Source organism: Streptomyces bathyalis, from assembly GCF_015910445.1.
GTDB classification, from domain to species: Bacteria; Actinomycetota; Actinomycetes; order Streptomycetales; family Streptomycetaceae; genus Streptomyces; species Streptomyces bathyalis.
The window spans coordinates 3097522-3111970 of record NZ_CP048882.1; the positions used below are offsets into that span (position 1 = coordinate 3097522).

Below are 14449 nucleotides of genomic sequence, written 5' to 3' on the forward strand. Positions count from 1 at the left end.
CACGGCCGGCGCCCCTGTCGCGTACGGCCGGCGTCCCTCAGGTACGGCTGACGTTGCGCTCGTAGACGAGGCGGAGGCCGATCAGTGTCAGCCACGGCTCGTGCTCGTCGATGGCGGACGCCTCGCCGAGCACCATCGGTGCCAGGCCGCCGGTGGCGATGACCGTCACGTCGTCCGGGTCGTCGGTGAGCTCACGGGCGATGCGGTCGACGACGCCGTCCACCTGGCCGGCGAAGCCGTAGAGGATGCCCGACTGCATGGCCTCGACGGTGTTCTTGCCGATGACGCTGCGCGGGCGGGCCAGCTCGATCTTGCGCAGCTGCGCGCCGCGCACGCCGAGCGCGTCCACGGAGATCTCGATGCCGGGGGCGATGACGCCGCCGACGTACTCACCCCGCGCGGAGACGGCGTCGAAGGTGGTGGCCGTGCCGAAGTCGACGACGACGCAGGGGCCGCCGTACAGCTCGACCGCGGCGAGCGCGTTGATGATGCGGTCGGCGCCGACCTCCTTGGGGTTGTCCATCAGGATCGGCACGCCCGTCTTCACGCCCGGCTCGACGAGGACTGCCGGGATGTCGCCGTAGTAGCGGCGGGTCACCTCGCGCAGCTCGTGCAGCACGGACGGGACGGTCGAGCAGATGGCGATGCCCTCGACGTTGTCGCCGAGCTCCTCACCGAGGAGTGGGTGCATGCCCATCAACCCCTGGAGGAGCACGGCGAGTTCGTCGGCCGTGCGGCGGGCGTCGGTGGAGATGCGCCAGTGCTCGATGATGTCTTCGCCGTCGAAGAGGCCCAGGACGGTGTGGGTGTTACCGACGTCGATGGTCAGCAGCATCAGTCATCAACCTCTTCGCGCTTCTCGCCGGCGCCTTCCGTCTCGCGGAGGTCCAGGCCGATGTCGAGGATCGGGGAGGAGTGGGTGAGGGCACCGACGGCGAGGAAGTCGACGCCGGTCGCCGCGTAGTCCCCCGCGTTCTCCAGAGTGAGCCGGCCGGAGGACTCCAGCTGGGCACGTCCCGCGACGAGGGCCACGGCCGCCGAGGTCTCGTCGGGCGTGAAGTTGTCGAGCAGGATCAGGTCGGCACCCTCGGCGAGCACGCCCTCGATCTGGTCGAGGCGGTCGACCTCCACCTCGATGGGGATGTCCGGGAACTCGGCACGTACGAGTCTGAACGCCTCGGCGACGCCGCCCGCCGCCACCACGTGGTTGTCCTTGATGAGCGCCGCGTCGGAGAGTGAGAAGCGGTGGTTCGTGCCGCCGCCGCAGCGGACCGCGTACTTCTCCAGGGCGCGCAGCCCCGGCGTCGTCTTGCGGGTGTCGCGTACGCGCGTCTCGGCGTGCGTGCCGGAGTCGGCCGCGGTGGCGGCACGGGAGATCTCGTCCGCCCAGCTGCGGGTGACGGTGGCGATGCCGGAGAGACGGCAGAGCAGATTGAGGGCGCTGCGCTCGGCGGTGAGCAGGTCGCGGGTGCGCGTACGCACCGTCAGCAGCCGCTGCCCGGCCTCGACCCGGTCGCCGTCCTCGACGTGGCGCTCCACCTCGAACTCGTCCGTGCACACCACGGAGAGGACGGCCTCGGCGATGTGCAGCCCGGCGACGGTCCCCTCCTCCCGGGCGACGAAGTCGCCTGTGGAGACGGCGAGTTCGGGGATGGTCGCGACGGTGGTGACGTCGACGCCGTGGTCGAGGTCCTCCTCGATGGCGAGGTGGGCGATGTCCTCGACCTGTACGGGGTCGAGCCCCGCGTCGGCCAGGAGCCGCGCGAGGTCGGGGTCGAGGCCGCAGTCCAGCGGATCCAGGTCCCACGCGGCGTCCGCGTCCTCCGAGCCGGCGCTGCCGCAGCCGCAGGAGTCGCCGCATCCGCCGGACCGCGGGGTGAGGGCCGAGGCGGGACCGCCGATCTGGAGCAGGGGCACGTCGACGGGCTGAGGGCGTCGCTCCTCCGGGGAGTCCGGAAAGGGGCTGGTCACGGCTTCTCCGTAGGGGTGTGTGGTGGCGGGGCCTGCGATGCCTCGGAACGGTCCGGAGCGCTGCCGGGCTCCGGGCGGGCGTCCGCGGCCGGCGGGAACGCGGTCGGCGGAAATGCGGTCGTCGGGGTCGTACGGACGTCGAGACTACGGCCCGCTCCGCGCACGCCGATGACGAGGTGCCGGCGCCAGGCGGCATCGTCCCGGCCGGGGTGGTCCTCGCGCCAGTGGCAGCCGCGGGTCTCAGTCCGCCGGAGCGCGGCCGCGACGAGGACGCGGGCCACGAGGTGGAGGTTGGCGGTCTCCCACGTCTCGACACCGGGGTCGGCCGGCTTGTGAGCCGTGCCCGCGGGGAGCGCGTCGAGGCGGGCGGCGGCCTCGGCGAGGCTCGCCTCGGAGCGCAGGACTCCGGCGCCACCGGTCATGATGCGCTGGATGTCGGGCCGTGCCTCCGCGGGAAGCAGGGGCGTCACGCCGGGCCCGTGCGCGGCGTCGGTGGCCGGGATTGGGGAAGCGGGGGTCGCCTCCTCGCCGCTGCCCTCGGCACCCTCCCGATCGGCCGATGCCACGGCATCCGCGATGCGTTCGGCGAAGACCAGGCCCTCCAGCAGGCTGTTGGAAGCGAGCCGGTTCGCGCCGTGCACCCCGGTGCAGGCGACCTCGCCGCACGCGTACAGGCCGGGGACGGTCGTGCGGCCGTGCAGATCCGTGCGCACGCCGCCGCTCGCGTAGTGCGCGGCCGGTGCCACGGGGACGACCTCGGTCACCGGATCGATGCCGTGACTGCGGCAGGCCTCGAGGATCGTGGGGAAGCGGGACTCCCACATGGCGGCACCGAAGTGGCGGGCGTCGAGATACATGTGCTCGGTGCCCGGCTCCGCGCCCGCCTCTGAGGCCCGCCGCATGATCGCCTTGGCGACGATGTCGCGGGGCGCCAGCTCCGCCAGTTCGTGCTGCCCGGTCATGAAGCGCACACCGTCGGCGTCGACGAGATGGGCGCCCTCGCCGCGCACCGCCTCCGAGATCAGCGGCTGCTGACCCTCGGCGTCGGCGCCCAGGTAGAGCACGGTCGGGTGGAACTGCACGAACTCAAGGTCGCTGACCTCGGCCCCCGCGCGCAGGGCCAGGGCGACGCCGTCGCCGGTGGACACGGACGGATTGGTGGTCGCCGAGAACACCTGGCCCATGCCGCCGGTCGCGAGCACGACCGCAGGGGCGTGCACCGCTCCGACACCGTCGTGCTGACCCTCGCCCATCACATGCAGCGTGACGCCGGCGGCCGCGCCGTCCGCCGTCTTGAGCAGGTCGAGCACGAGGGCGTTCTCGACGGTACGGAGGCCACCGCGACCGCCGCGGCCCTCCCGTACGGCGTCGACCAGCGCGCGGGAGATCTCCGCGCCGGTCGCGTCACCGCCCGCGTGCGCGATGCGCCTGCGGTGGTGGCCGCCCTCGCGGGTCAGCTCTATCTCGCCGGTGCGGGGGTCGGCGTCGAATCGGGCTCCGGTGCCGATGAGGCGCCGCACGGCGGCGGGCCCCTCGGTGACCAGCGTGCGGACGGCCTCCTCGTCGCACAGCCCCGCTCCGGCGACGAGGGTGTCGTCGAGGTGCTGTGCGGGGCTGTCGCCCTCGCCGAGCGCGGCCGCGATGCCGCCCTGCGCCCAGCGCGTGGAGCCGTCGTCGAGGCGCGCCTTGGTGACGACGACCGTACGGAGCCCGGCGGCGTCGCAGCGCAGAGCTGCCGTCAGACCGGCGACGCCGGAGCCTACGACCACGACGTCCGCATCGATCCGCCAGCCGGGCGCGGGGGCTCGGAGCGGGCCCGTGCCGCCGCCGGGCACGGAAACGCCTCGGCGGTGACCGTGGCTCTTGCTTGCCGTGCCGGCAGCCTCGGCCGGCCCCTCGTGGCCTGGGGACTTCCCCTGGGGCCCCGTCATCGGAGCGGGCCGAGGGGCAGGAGGATGTTGTCGATCAGCCGGGTGCCGCCGACGCGGGCTGCGACCGCGAGCACGCCTTCTTCAGCGTCCGCCGCTTCGTCCGTACCCGTACGGGGCGGGTGGCCGGACTCCCCCGCGCGTTCGGTGAGTTCGGTGAAGTCGGCGGGATCGATCAGGGCCAAGTAGTCCACGTGCACGGGTGGTTCGCGACGGGCGGCGCCGTCCAGGACCGCTCGCGCCGCCGCCAGAGCGGCGTCGATACCGTCGGGCAGCGCGTCCCGCGCCGCGAACAGGGCCCCGGAGAGGGCGAGCGCGCTGGCACGCTCCTCGGGGGAGAGGTAGCGGTTTCGGCTGGAGAGGGCCATGCCGTCGGACTCGCGCACGGTCGGCACACCGATGACCTCCACGGGAAAGTTCAGGTCCGTCACCATCCGCCGGATCAGGGCGAGTTGCTGTGCGTCCTTCTGCCCGTACAGCGAGATGTCCGGTGCGGTCATGTGCAGCAGCTTCGCCACGACGGTGAGCACACCGTCGAAGTGCCCGGGCCTGTACGCCCCTTCGAAGCGTTCGCCCATCGGGCCGGCGGACACGCGGACCTGCGGACCGGCCTCCCCCTGGCTCCTCCCGCCGGCCGTCCGTGAGCCGCCGGATGCGGTGCTCTCCGGATAGACCTCCTCGACGGACGGTGCGAACACCACGTCCGCGCCCGCCTCTTCGGCCACTACCAGATCGGCGTCGAGCGTGCGCGGATAGCGGTCGAGGTCCTCGGAGGGGCCGAACTGGAGCGGATTGACGAACACCGTGACGACCACCTGCCCCTGCCGCCCCACGCGTTCACGTGCGGTGCGGATGAGCGAGGCGTGCCCGGCGTGCAGGGCGCCCATCGTCATGACGACGGCGCGATCCCCGGGCGCTCCGGCTCCGAACCCGGCGGCGGTGGCGCGCAGTTCGGCGGCCGTATGGACAAGTCGTATGTGCCGCAGGTGCGTTCCGGCTGCCACGCCGCCGTTCGACTCCGCTCCCGCGGTGTCCGGCGCCGCGGCAACCGACGCCGCGTTCTCTGCCGTGCCCTTCATCAGCGCCGGCCTCCTTCGGACAGGACGTCGAGCAGTTCCTCGGCGAGTTCGGGCTTGAGGAGGCCCTGGTCGAGGGCGCGGTCCGCGGTGGCTCGTGCCATCGCGAGGTAGCTGGCGACCATGCGCGGGGCGTGCTCCCCGAGTTCGGCGAGGTGCGCGGAGACGGTGCCCGCGTCGCCGCGCGCGACCGGCCCCGTCAGTGCCGCGTCGCCGGAGCGCAGGCTGTTGTCGAGCGCGGCGCCCAGCAGCGGCCCGAGCATCTTCTCGGGTGCCTCGACCCCGGAGGCGCGCAGCAGGTCGACGGACTGCCCGACGAGGGTGACCAGGTGATTCGCGCCGATCGCGAGGGCCGCGTGGTAGAGAGGCCGTGCCTCCTCCGCGATCCACTCCGGTTCGCCGCCCATCTCGATGACGAGCGCCTGGGCGGCGAGCCGCAGCTCCTCGGGCGCCGTGACGCCGAACGAGCAGCCCGCCAGGCGCTGTACGTCGACGGGCGTCCCCGTGAACGTCATGACCGGGTGCAGTGCTATCGGCAACGCGCCCGCGCGCAGGGCCGGTTCGAGCACGCCGGTGCCGTAGCGGCCCGAGGTGTGGGCGATGAGCTGGCCCTGCCGCACGGCGCCCGTCCCGGCGAGCCCGGTGATCAGCTCGGGCAGCACGTCGTCCGGCACGGTGAGCAGCACCAGGTCGGCCTGGGCCAGGACCTGGGGCGGGTCGACGAGCGGGACGCCGGGGAGCAGTTCCGCGGCGCGGCGGCGCGAGCGCTCCGAGACGCCGGAGGCGGCAACCGGCCGGTGCCCGGCCTGCCGGAGCGCGGCGCCGAGGGCGGGGCCGACGCGGCCGGTGCCGACGACGCCGACGGTGAGGCGTGCGGGCCGGTCCTCCGCCCGGGCGTGGCCGCTCAGGCCTCCGCCGGAGGCGTCCGGAGGGTGGGCTTGGTGCTGATCGTTCACGGCTTGGCGGCCTTCCGTATTCCGTTCCGGTCCTCGCCGGGTACCGGACGTCCTGCGGGCCATGCTATTCCTTCGCCGCGAGCGGGAGCACCGAAGGGGCGCACGGGGTCCGCGGACGCACCCTGCTGCGGCGACCGGCGCCCGAAGGGGCCGGGAAGCGCCGCGAGCGGCCGCCCAGCCGTCACCGCGAGGGGCGACGGGGGCACCCTGGCGGCCCGGGCCCCCGGAAGCGAGGATGCCCGTCATGGACGGACCTGAGCGGGAGGAACGGGCGCGGCTGCAGCGCGCATGGAACGGTGCCGTGCGCAAGCTCGCGGCGGGCCCCACCGCTGAGACCATCGGCGCTCGCCTGGCACGTCTGGCGGCGGAGGGCGCCGATGCGTACGACCTCACCGGCTGGTCCGACATGTACGGGAACGAGGACGGCATCGTCGGCGAGCTGGAGCGGCGCACGGCCGCCGCCCTCGGCACGGAGGCCGCCGCCTTCTTCCCCACCGGGACGATGGCGCAGCAGGCCGCGCTGCGCTGCTGGGCGGACCGTACGGGCGACTCCACGATCGCCATGCATCCGCTCGCTCATCCGGTGCGCTGGGAGGGCGACGCCCTGCGGCGGCTCACCGGCCTGAACGTGGTGCACCCGACGGACGCGCCCCGGCTCCCGTCAGCGGACGAAGTCCGGGACGTGGCCGAGCCGTTCGGCACCCTCGCGCTCGAACTGCCCCTGCGCGAGGCCGGGTTCCTGCTGCCGTCCTGGGACGAGCTGACGTCCACGGTCGCCGCCGCGCGTGAACGGGACGCGGTCGTGCACTTCGACGGCGCCCGGCTGTGGGAGTGCACGACGCACTTCGGCCGCACCCTGGCGGAGATCGCCTCGCTCGCGGACACCGTCTACGTCAGCTTCTACAAGTCCCTCGGCGGCCTGTCCGGGGCCGCGCTCGCCGGCCCTGAGGCAATCGTCAAGGACGCGGCCGCGTGGCGGCACCGCTACGGTGGCCAGCTCTTCCAGCAGTGGCCCACGGCCCTGGCCGCTGTGGTGGGCCTGGAGCGCGAACTGCCGCGCCTGCCCGAGTACGTGGCGCACGCGAAGCTCGTCGCGGAGGCGCTGCGCGGGGCGCTCGCGGAGTCGGACGTGCCGTGGTGGCTGGTGTCGCCGCGCGTGCCGCACACCCATCAGTTCCAGGTCTGGCTGCCGTACGGGGTGAAGGAGCTGACCGAGGCGAGCGCCCGCCAGGCGGAGGAGACCGGAACGCTGCTCTTCAGGCGCTGGTCCGAGCCGACGGGTGCGCCGCCCGGCCTGTCGATGCACGAGGTGACGGTCGCCGGGGACGGACTCGAGTGGTCCGCGGAGGACGTACGGGCTGCGTTCGCGGACTTCCTCGGCTTCCTGCGGGCCTCCGGGACGTGGTCCGCGTTCGGGTCCGGCGCGGGGGCGGATTGAGCGCGTGGCGGCGGCCGAGCCGTCGGAGCCGTCGGTGACCCCGGGCTTCTACTGCGCGCCGCCACCCGCCCTGACCAGCTTCGTCTCGTACGCGAGGACGACCGCCTGCACACGGTCGCGCAGTTCGAGCTTGGCCAGGATGCGGCCCACATGGGTCTTCACAGTCGCCTCGGAGAGCACGAGTTGGGCGGCGATCTCACCGTTCGAGAGCCCCTGGGCGACGAGGGTCAGCACCTCCCGCTCCCGGTCGGTCAGGCGTTCCAGCCCCCGCGAGAGGGGCTCGGGGGTGGTGGCGGGCAGCACCGTCGAGAAGCGGTCGATGAGCCGGCGCGTGGTGCTCGGGGCGACGACCGCGTCCCCGCTGTGCACGGCGCGGATCGCGGCGAGCAGATCGGCCGGCGGCACGTCCTTGAGCATGAAGCCGCTCGCCCCCGCCTTGAGCGCGGAGAAGGCGTACTCGTCGAGGTCGAAGGTCGTAAGGATCAGCACCTTCGGCGAACCGGGATTCCCGGAGCAGATGCGGCGGGTTGCCTCGACCCCGTCGACGTTCGGCATCCGCACGTCCATCAGCACGACGTCCACGGCCGTCGAACGCAGCGTCTCCAGTGCCTCGGCACCGTCCCCGGCCTCCGCGACGACCTCCATGTCCTGCTGCGCGGCCAGCACCATCCGGAAGCCGGTGCGCAGCAGCATCTGATCGTCGACGAGCATCACGCGGATCGTCATCGGGGCTCCTTCGAGGTGGTCGTGGCAGGAGGTGCGGACGCGTACGACCCGGGTGCGGCGTACGACTCGGGTGCGGCGTACGAATCGGGTGCGGCGTACGGCATTGATGCGGACAAGGGCTTCGTTCCTCTGCTGCTCAGTGGGCGGCCTTGAGCGGCAGCACGGCGCTGATACGGAAGCCGCCGCCGGGCCGGGGCCCGGTCTCCAGGCTGCCGCCGACCATGCCCACGCGTTCGCGCATTCCGATGAGGCCGTGACCGAGCCCGTCGGTGCCGCCGTCCTCGTACAGCTCGCGCTCCGCGCCCCGCCCGTCGTCCTCGGCGAGCAGCGACAGCTCGTCCGGGCCGTAGCGGAGCCTCACGGTCGCTCCGACCTCGGGGCCGCCGTGCTTGCGCGTGTTGGTCAACGCCTCCTGCACGACGCGGTACGCGGTCAGTTCGACGCTGCTGGGAAGCGGCCGCGGGGTGCCCTCTATCGAGAAGCTGACGGTGAGACCCGCGCCCCTGACCTGGTCGATCAGCTCCGAGAGCTGCTCGACGCCGGGCTGCGGGAGGTACTCGCCGATACCCTCCCTGCCCTCGCGGCTCCGGCCGCCGGAGCCTCCCGCGCTCCCGCCCTCGCCGGTACGGAGCACCCCGAGGAGGCGGCGCATCTCCGCGAGCGCCTGGCGGCCCGTCCCGGAGATCGTCTCCAGGGCCTGCTTGGTCTGGTCGGGCGCGGAGTCCAGCACGTACGCGGCGCCGTCGGCCTGAACGACCATGACCGAGACGTTGTGAGCGACGACGTCGTGCAACTCGCGGGCGATGCGCGCCCGTTCGGCGGCGGCAGCGATCTTCGTCTGGGCCTCGCGCTCCTTCTCCAGGCGCGTGGCGCGCTCTTCGAGCTGCGCGTAGTAGGCCCGGCGGGTGCGCAGCGAGTCGCCGAGCACCCAGGCGAGGAGGAAGGTCACCGTCAGGAATATGTCGCCGAGGATCGTACCGGCGAGCGACTGCCTCTCGTCGGGCCAGCGGAGCGTGGCGATGGTGGGAGCGAGGAGGGCGGCGCACAGCGCGAAGCGCGACGCCCAGCGGATGTTCCGGGACGCGACCGTGAAGACGATCACCAGCATGGCGAAGTTGGCGGGCCCCACCTCGACGTGCGTGACGACCTGTGCCACGCCGGTGCCGGTCGCCAGGACGAGCATCTTCTCCGGTACGCGGCGGCGCAGCGCGACCACCGTGCACATCGCCAGGACGATGGGGACCGCGGCTATCTGCTCGTCGGGGCCGTGCGGCAGGCCGTCCCCGTCGCCCTCCACGCTCGAGACGAGCCACACCGCCGAGATCATCAGCAGCAGGACAGCCCACGCGCTGTCCACCCAGGTGGGGTGCCGGCGGATGAAATCGTAAATGCGGTTCACATAACCCAGCGTATTCAGGCCGAGCACGTGCCGGGGTCAGCCGGAGGGGCGATCCCGGGGACGCCCGCCTACTCCGCAAGGTGGAGGAGGACCGTCCGCACCGCTCGCCTAACGTGGCCCCGTGAGCACACCCCACACCGGCCCGGAGCCCGGCGGCACAGGCGGAACGGACGACATCTGGCTGCCCTGGCGGGCCGCCGCGGAGCGCGCGCTCTACGGGACGCCGGGCGTGGCCGCGGGTGCGAGGGAGGACGAGGGCGGAGGGCGAGCCGGGGCAGCGGGGACGGACGGCTTCTTCGTGCGCGAGGCGGCCGCTGCCCACTTCCGTACGTCCGTTCACACCTCGCCGCTCTTCGCGGTAGCGGTCGCCCGCCTGCTGCGGCACGTCGACGACGCGCTCGGGCACCCCGGGGAGCTCGCCATGGTGGACGTCGGCGCCGGACGCGGCGAACTGCTCACCGGCGTGCTCGCGGCACTGCCCGCCGAAGTCGCCGCGCGCGTACGCCCCTGCGCGGTCGAGCGCGCTCCCCGCCCCGAAGGGCTGGACGAACGGATCGTGTGGTCCCGGCAGTTGCCCTCCCCGCGGCGAGCCGCCGGCCTGCTCTTCGCGAACGAATGGCTCGACAACGTGCCCGTCGACATCGCCGAGACCGATTCCGACGGGGTGCCGCGCACCGTCCTTGTGCGGACGTCGGACGGCGCCGAGCGGCTCGGCGAACCCCTGAGCCGACCCGACGCCGAGTGGCTGGAGCGGTGGTGGCCGCTGGGGCCGTCCGGCTCGGACTCAGACTCCGCCGGGCCCGCCGGCCCCGACCGCGCGGGCCGCGCGGAACCCGGGACACGCGCCGAGATCGGGCTTCCGCGCGACGAGGCCTGGGCAGCGGCCGTACGCACGCTCGGGCAGGGCCTCGCGGTCGCCGTCGACTACGGGCACTTCCGCGAGAACCGTCCGCCCTTCGGCACGCTCACCGGCTACCTCGACGGCCGCGAGGTGCACCCCGTACCGGACGGCAGCCGGGATCTCACGGCGCACGTCGCGATCGACGCCTGCGCGGCTGCGGGTGCGCGAGCCGCCGCCCGCAGCCACAGTGCCACACCCGCCGACGCGACGGAGACCGGCGGAGCGGCGCCTCCGGCCGTACGCTCCCAGCGCGACGCCCTCCACAGCCTGGGGATCGACGGTGCCCGTCCCCCGCTCTCGCTGGCGTCCAGTGATCCCGCCGCGTACGTACGGCAGTTGGCCTCGGCTGGCGAGGCCGCGGAGCTGACCGGCACGGGCGGGCTCGGTTCCTTCAGCTGGCTGATCCAGCCGCTCGGCGGCGTGCCGTCACCCTTCGGCTGACCGGCCCTCGTCGGTCGCGGAGGCCGGCGCACCGGGCTCCCCGTCCAGCGGGGCCCCGGCCTGCGGGGCGTGTGCGTGCGGGTCGTGTGCGTGCGGGGTCTGCGCCTGTGGGTCGTGTGCGTGCGGAGTCTGCGTCTGCGCTTGCGGGGTCTGCGCCGCGCCTCCGGTCATCCAGCGTTCCGGACGGGCCTCCCGGCGTCCCGTACGCGAGCGCTCCGCCTGGGCGTGCACCAGTGCGCGTGCCTCGTCCGCGTCGCGCAGCCGGGCCGCGGTCCAGCCGTTGGCGCCGTGGTCGACTGCCACGTCCGCCAGCCTCATCCTGCGCTCCCAGGGGCCCTGCACGAATCGCACGCTCTGCACCTTCGCGTGCGGGACGAGCGTGACCCGGCGGCTGACCAGCCCGCTGCGGGTGACGAAGACGGAGTCCGTCGCCCCGTGCCCGTAGCCACGCCACAGCAGCGGCACGCACCAGCGGGCGCGGCGGGGCACGGGAGCAGTCGTCCCGGCCGCGGCCGCGAGATCGACGCCGGGCAGAACGCGAGCGAGAACGGCGGCCGCCTCACCCCTCGGGGCGACCGGGATGAGCACCCCGCCCTTGTCCTTGCCGGCGCCCGCGATCTCCAGCTCGACGCGCACCCATCCACGGCTCCGCCACAGCAGCGGCTCGGTGATCCGCACGGACTGCACACGTCCCGGCGGCACGGTGGCGTGCTCCCGGTCCAGCAGGCCGTGGTCCAGGCGCAGCCCGTCCGGCGACTCGGCCACCGTCCAGTCGTACTCCTTGAGGAAGCGGCCGCCCGTGCTGGCCCAGACACCGCCGAGTGCCGGCACGAGAGCGGCGACGGCGCCGAGGGCGCTGTCGCTGGCGAAGTACACGAGGGTGGGTACGACGAGCATCATCAGCAGCGCACCCCAGCCGGTCCCCATGAGCAGCAGGCCGGTGACCAGCGTGCGGGTGCCGACGCGCAGCAGCTCGCGGGCGGGTGCCTCACCCGCCTCCGGTGCGGCGTCCGGGGCGATCCCGGCAGCGCGGGCGAGGAGTTCGGCGCGCAGGGCGACGGCCTCGCGCTCGCCGAGGAAGGCGAGTTCGTCCTTCGCCTCGGTGCCCACGACGTCCAGCTTGAGCTTGGCGACCCCGGCGACGCGGGCCAGCAGCGGCCTGCCCACGTCGATGGCCTGTACGCGGTCGAGCCGGATGTGGGCGGTGCGGCGGAAGACCAGGCCCGTACGGATGCGCAAGTCGGTGTCGGTGACGAGGTAGCTGGTGAACCACCACGAGAAGAAGCCGTAGGCCGCCGCCACCGGGAGCAGCACCGCGAACGCGGCCGCCAGCCAGCCCGGCGTCAGATGCGTGAACCACTCACGGGTGCGCTCGAAGTCGTGCACGGAGAAGGCGACCAGTCCCGCGACGGGCGCCCAGGCCCGGCGCCAGGGCGTGACGGGGTGCAGCCGCTTGCCCTCCGAACGGCCGGGCGGCGGGGGCCCCTCGCCGCTGTCCTTGCTCTTTTCCTGGCCGGTGTTTCTGCTCGTTTCCTTGCCGATGTCCGTGCCCGGGCCGATCCCGCTGCCCGCTTGCCCGGCGGCCGGATCCGCCCCGTCCTCGGCTCCGCGCACCTCGCTCACAGCTCCGCGCTCTCCACCCGGCTCACAGCCCCGCCGACCTGGCGCCGCCGAGCTCCGTGAGCCGGTCGCGCAGCCGTTCGGCCTCGTCCGGCACAAGACCGGGGATCTCGGCGTCGGTCGTGGCGGCGGCGGTGTGCAGCTGAACGCGAGCGAGGCCGTAGCGCCGCTCCAGCGGACCCGAGGTGACCTCCACGAGCTGCATGCGCCCGTACGGCACCACCGTCAGCTCCCGCCAGAGCACGCCCCGGGTGATGAGCAGGTCGTCGGCGCGCTCCGAGTACCGCCAGGAGCGCCAGTTGCGCTCCAGCGCGCCCCAGCCCCAGGCGGCGAAGGCGCACGGCAGCAGCGCGAACGCGGCCCACACCGGGCCAGCCGTCGGCCAGAGCACGCCGGCCGTCACGGCGGCCAGCGGCAGCAGCGTGCTCAGCAGCACGACCCTGCGCATCCGCAGCAGCGCACGCTCGACACCGCTCCACCGCTCGGGCTCCGCCGCGGGCCCCGGCTCGGAAGGCCCGGCGGTCCCGGGCCCGCTCGCGGCACCGGTCACGGCACCGTGCGCGGCACCGTGCGCGGCGCTTCCCGGGTCGTTCCCCGCGTCGGACATCCCCGTCCCCGTCGTCATGCGGCCACCCTACGGCCGGGTCAGGCGGGAGGGGCAGGCTCCGGGAGATACACCGCCGCCGGGGGACGCCGAGGGGGCGGGTGCGAGACTGAACCCATGAGTCAGCGGACGATGACGGACGGCACCGCGGCGGCACCCGACGGCCCGGGGAGGCCGACCACAGTCGGCATCGGCGGCGCCGCGGAGAGCTCCGACATGGTGCTCAACATCGGCCCCCAGCACCCCTCGACGCACGGGGTCCTGCGGCTGCGGCTCGTCCTCGACGGCGAGCTGATCAGCCAGGTCGAGCCCATCGTGGGCTATATGCACCGCGGCGCGGAGAAGCTGTTCGAGGCCCGCGACTACCGGCAGATCATCGTCCTCGCCAACCGCCACGACTGGCTGTCCGCCTTCTCGAACGAACTCGGCGTGGTGCTCGCCGTCGAGCGCATGCTCGGCATGGAGGTTCCCGAGCGTGCCGTGTGGATGCGCACGCTGCTCGCCGAACTCAACCGCGTCCTCAACCACTTGATGTTCCTCGGCTCCTATCCGCTGGAGCTGGGCGGCATCACGCCGGTCTTCCACGCGTTCCGCGAACGCGAGGAGCTGCAGCACGTGATGGAGGAGATCTCCGGCGGCCGGATGCACTACATGTTCAACCGTGTCGGCGGTCTGAAGGAGGACCTCCCGGCCGGCTGGCAGGGCCGGGCCCGGCAGGCGGTCTCCGACGTGCGGTCGCGGATGGACACCTTCGACCGCCTGGTGACAGGGAACGAGATCTTCCGCGGACGCACCCGTGGCGTCGGGGTCGTCGATCCGGCGATCGTGCACGCCTACGGGGTGAGCGGCCCCATCGCCCGTGCCTCCGGTGTCGACTTCGACCTCCGCCGCGACGAGCCGTATCTGGCGTACGGAGAGCTGCGCGACACCCTCAAGGTCGTCACCCGGACCGAGGGTGACTGCCTCGCCCGCTTCGAGGTGCTGCTGGAACAGGTGCACAACTCGCTCGACCTCGCGGACGCGTGCCTCGACCGCCTCTCGCAACTGCCGCCCGGGCCGGTCAACCAGCGTCTGCCGAAGGTGCTGAAGGCACCGGAAGGGGCCACGTACGCCTGGACCGAGAACCCGCTCGGACTCAACGGCTACTACCTGGTCTCCAAGGGTGAGAAGACGCCGTACCGGCTGAAGCTCCGGTCGGCCTCGTTCAACAACATCCAGGCGCTGAAGGAACTGCTGCCGGGGACGCTGGTCGCCGACATGGTCGCGATCCTGGGGTCGTTCTTCTTCGTCGTGGGTGACATCGACAAGTAACGCGTACGGGGGCGCGTGCGCCGCGGCTGTCAGAGCTGCCACGGACCGTGCGCCGGCCACCGCCGCGGGTCTCCGCGG

Annotated in this window: 13 protein-coding genes; 4 read left to right on the forward strand and 9 right to left on the reverse strand. The window is 73.4% G+C overall.

All coding sequences use genetic code 11. The features are described from left to right. Positions 1–37 precede the first annotated feature (37 nt). From G4Z16_RS13410 to G4Z16_RS13430, 5 genes are read right to left on the reverse strand one after another with little or no spacing between them, the layout of a single operon-like run. Positions 38–835, reverse strand: a complete 798-nt coding sequence (locus G4Z16_RS13410) for a type III pantothenate kinase (RefSeq protein ID WP_197351001.1) — start codon at positions 833–835, stop codon at positions 38–40. After that, positions 835–1971 carry a carboxylating nicotinate-nucleotide diphosphorylase gene (nadC, locus tag G4Z16_RS13415; RefSeq protein WP_197351002.1) on the reverse strand — a complete coding sequence of 379 codons (1137 nt, stop codon included), beginning with the start codon at positions 1969–1971 and terminating at the stop codon, positions 835–837. Before nadC ends, G4Z16_RS13410 begins: the two co-directional genes overlap by 1 nt. Continuing rightward, positions 1968–3902 (reverse strand): L-aspartate oxidase, encoded by a 1935-nt coding sequence (locus tag G4Z16_RS13420; RefSeq protein ID WP_197351003.1) that lies wholly within the window; start codon positions 3900–3902, stop codon positions 1968–1970. Before G4Z16_RS13420 ends, nadC begins: the two co-directional genes overlap by 4 nt. Beyond that, positions 3899–4978 (reverse strand): pantoate--beta-alanine ligase, encoded by a 1080-nt coding sequence (panC, locus tag G4Z16_RS13425; protein WP_197351004.1) that lies wholly within the window; start codon positions 4976–4978, stop codon positions 3899–3901. The genes G4Z16_RS13420 and panC overlap by 4 nt, the downstream gene beginning before the upstream one ends. Continuing rightward, complete coding sequence (locus tag G4Z16_RS13430) at positions 4978–5931, reverse strand: Rossmann-like and DUF2520 domain-containing protein (RefSeq protein WP_425508076.1); 954 nt, start codon at positions 5929–5931, stop codon at positions 4978–4980. The genes panC and G4Z16_RS13430 overlap by 1 nt, the downstream gene beginning before the upstream one ends. A gap of 235 nt (positions 5932–6166) precedes the next feature. Here G4Z16_RS13430 and G4Z16_RS13435 point away from each other — a divergent pair, with 235 nt between their 5' ends. Further along, positions 6167–7369 (forward strand): threonine aldolase family protein, encoded by a 1203-nt coding sequence (locus tag G4Z16_RS13435; protein ID WP_197351006.1) that lies wholly within the window; start codon positions 6167–6169, stop codon positions 7367–7369. Positions 7370–7417: 48 nt separating this feature from the next. Here the strand turns inward: G4Z16_RS13435 and G4Z16_RS13440 are convergent, their stop codons facing one another. Further along, a complete protein-coding gene (locus G4Z16_RS13440; RefSeq protein WP_197351007.1) occupies positions 7418–8095 on the reverse strand; it encodes a response regulator in 678 nt (225 codons plus the stop codon). 21 nt (positions 8096–8116) lie between these two features. Here G4Z16_RS13440 and G4Z16_RS32925 point away from each other — a divergent pair, with 21 nt between their 5' ends. Next, positions 8117–8248 carry a hypothetical protein gene (locus tag G4Z16_RS32925; RefSeq protein ID WP_281393692.1) on the forward strand — a complete coding sequence of 44 codons (132 nt, stop codon included), beginning with the start codon at positions 8117–8119 and terminating at the stop codon, positions 8246–8248. On the opposite strand, the gene G4Z16_RS13445 is transcribed toward G4Z16_RS32925, so the two are convergent. Further along, positions 8232–9494, reverse strand: coding sequence for a sensor histidine kinase (locus G4Z16_RS13445; protein WP_197351008.1), 1263 nt, complete (start codon positions 9492–9494; stop codon positions 8232–8234). The genes G4Z16_RS32925 and G4Z16_RS13445 overlap by 17 nt on opposite strands. Before the next feature lie 121 nt (positions 9495–9615). Here G4Z16_RS13445 and G4Z16_RS13450 point away from each other — a divergent pair, with 121 nt between their 5' ends. Further along, a complete protein-coding gene (locus G4Z16_RS13450) occupies positions 9616–10836 on the forward strand; it encodes an SAM-dependent methyltransferase (protein ID WP_246530829.1) in 1221 nt (406 codons plus the stop codon). Here the strand turns inward: G4Z16_RS13450 and G4Z16_RS13455 are convergent. Beyond that, on the reverse strand, positions 10822–12459 hold the full coding sequence (locus G4Z16_RS13455; RefSeq protein ID WP_425508077.1) for a PH domain-containing protein: 1638 nt from the start codon (positions 12457–12459) through the stop codon (positions 10822–10824). The two genes, G4Z16_RS13450 and G4Z16_RS13455, sit on opposite strands and share 15 nt — an antisense overlap. Positions 12460–12481: 22 nt before the next feature. After that, positions 12482–13081: a PH domain-containing protein gene (locus tag G4Z16_RS13460; protein WP_246530830.1), complete on the reverse strand. Its 600-nt coding sequence runs from the start codon at positions 13079–13081 to the stop codon at positions 12482–12484. A gap of 96 nt (positions 13082–13177) precedes the next feature. Here G4Z16_RS13460 and G4Z16_RS13465 point away from each other — a divergent pair, with 96 nt between their 5' ends. Further along, entirely contained in the window at positions 13178–14371 is a 1194-nt protein-coding gene (locus G4Z16_RS13465) for an NADH-quinone oxidoreductase subunit D (protein ID WP_246530831.1), read from the forward strand. Positions 14372–14449: the final 78 nt, after the last annotated feature.

Excerpts from the sequence above, each read along its gene's own strand:
- G4Z16_RS13410 (WP_197351001.1), bottom strand. The coding sequence starts at position 835 with ATGCTGCTGACCATCGACGTCGGTAACACCCACACCGTCCTGGGCCTC.
- G4Z16_RS13420 (WP_197351003.1), bottom strand. The coding sequence starts at position 3,902 with ATGACGGGGCCCCAGGGGAAGTCCCCAGGCCACGAGGGGCCGGCCGAG.
- panC (WP_197351004.1), bottom strand. The coding sequence starts at position 4,978 with ATGAAGGGCACGGCAGAGAACGCGGCGTCGGTTGCCGCGGCGCCGGAC.
- G4Z16_RS13435 (WP_197351006.1), top strand. The coding sequence starts at position 6,167 with ATGCCCGTCATGGACGGACCTGAGCGGGAGGAACGGGCGCGGCTGCAG.
- G4Z16_RS13440 (WP_197351007.1), bottom strand. The coding sequence starts at position 8,095 with ATGACGATCCGCGTGATGCTCGTCGACGATCAGATGCTGCTGCGCACC.
- G4Z16_RS13460 (WP_246530830.1), bottom strand. The coding sequence starts at position 13,081 with ATGACGACGGGGACGGGGATGTCCGACGCGGGGAACGACCCGGGAAGC.
- G4Z16_RS13465 (WP_246530831.1), top strand. The coding sequence starts at position 13,178 with ATGAGTCAGCGGACGATGACGGACGGCACCGCGGCGGCACCCGACGGC.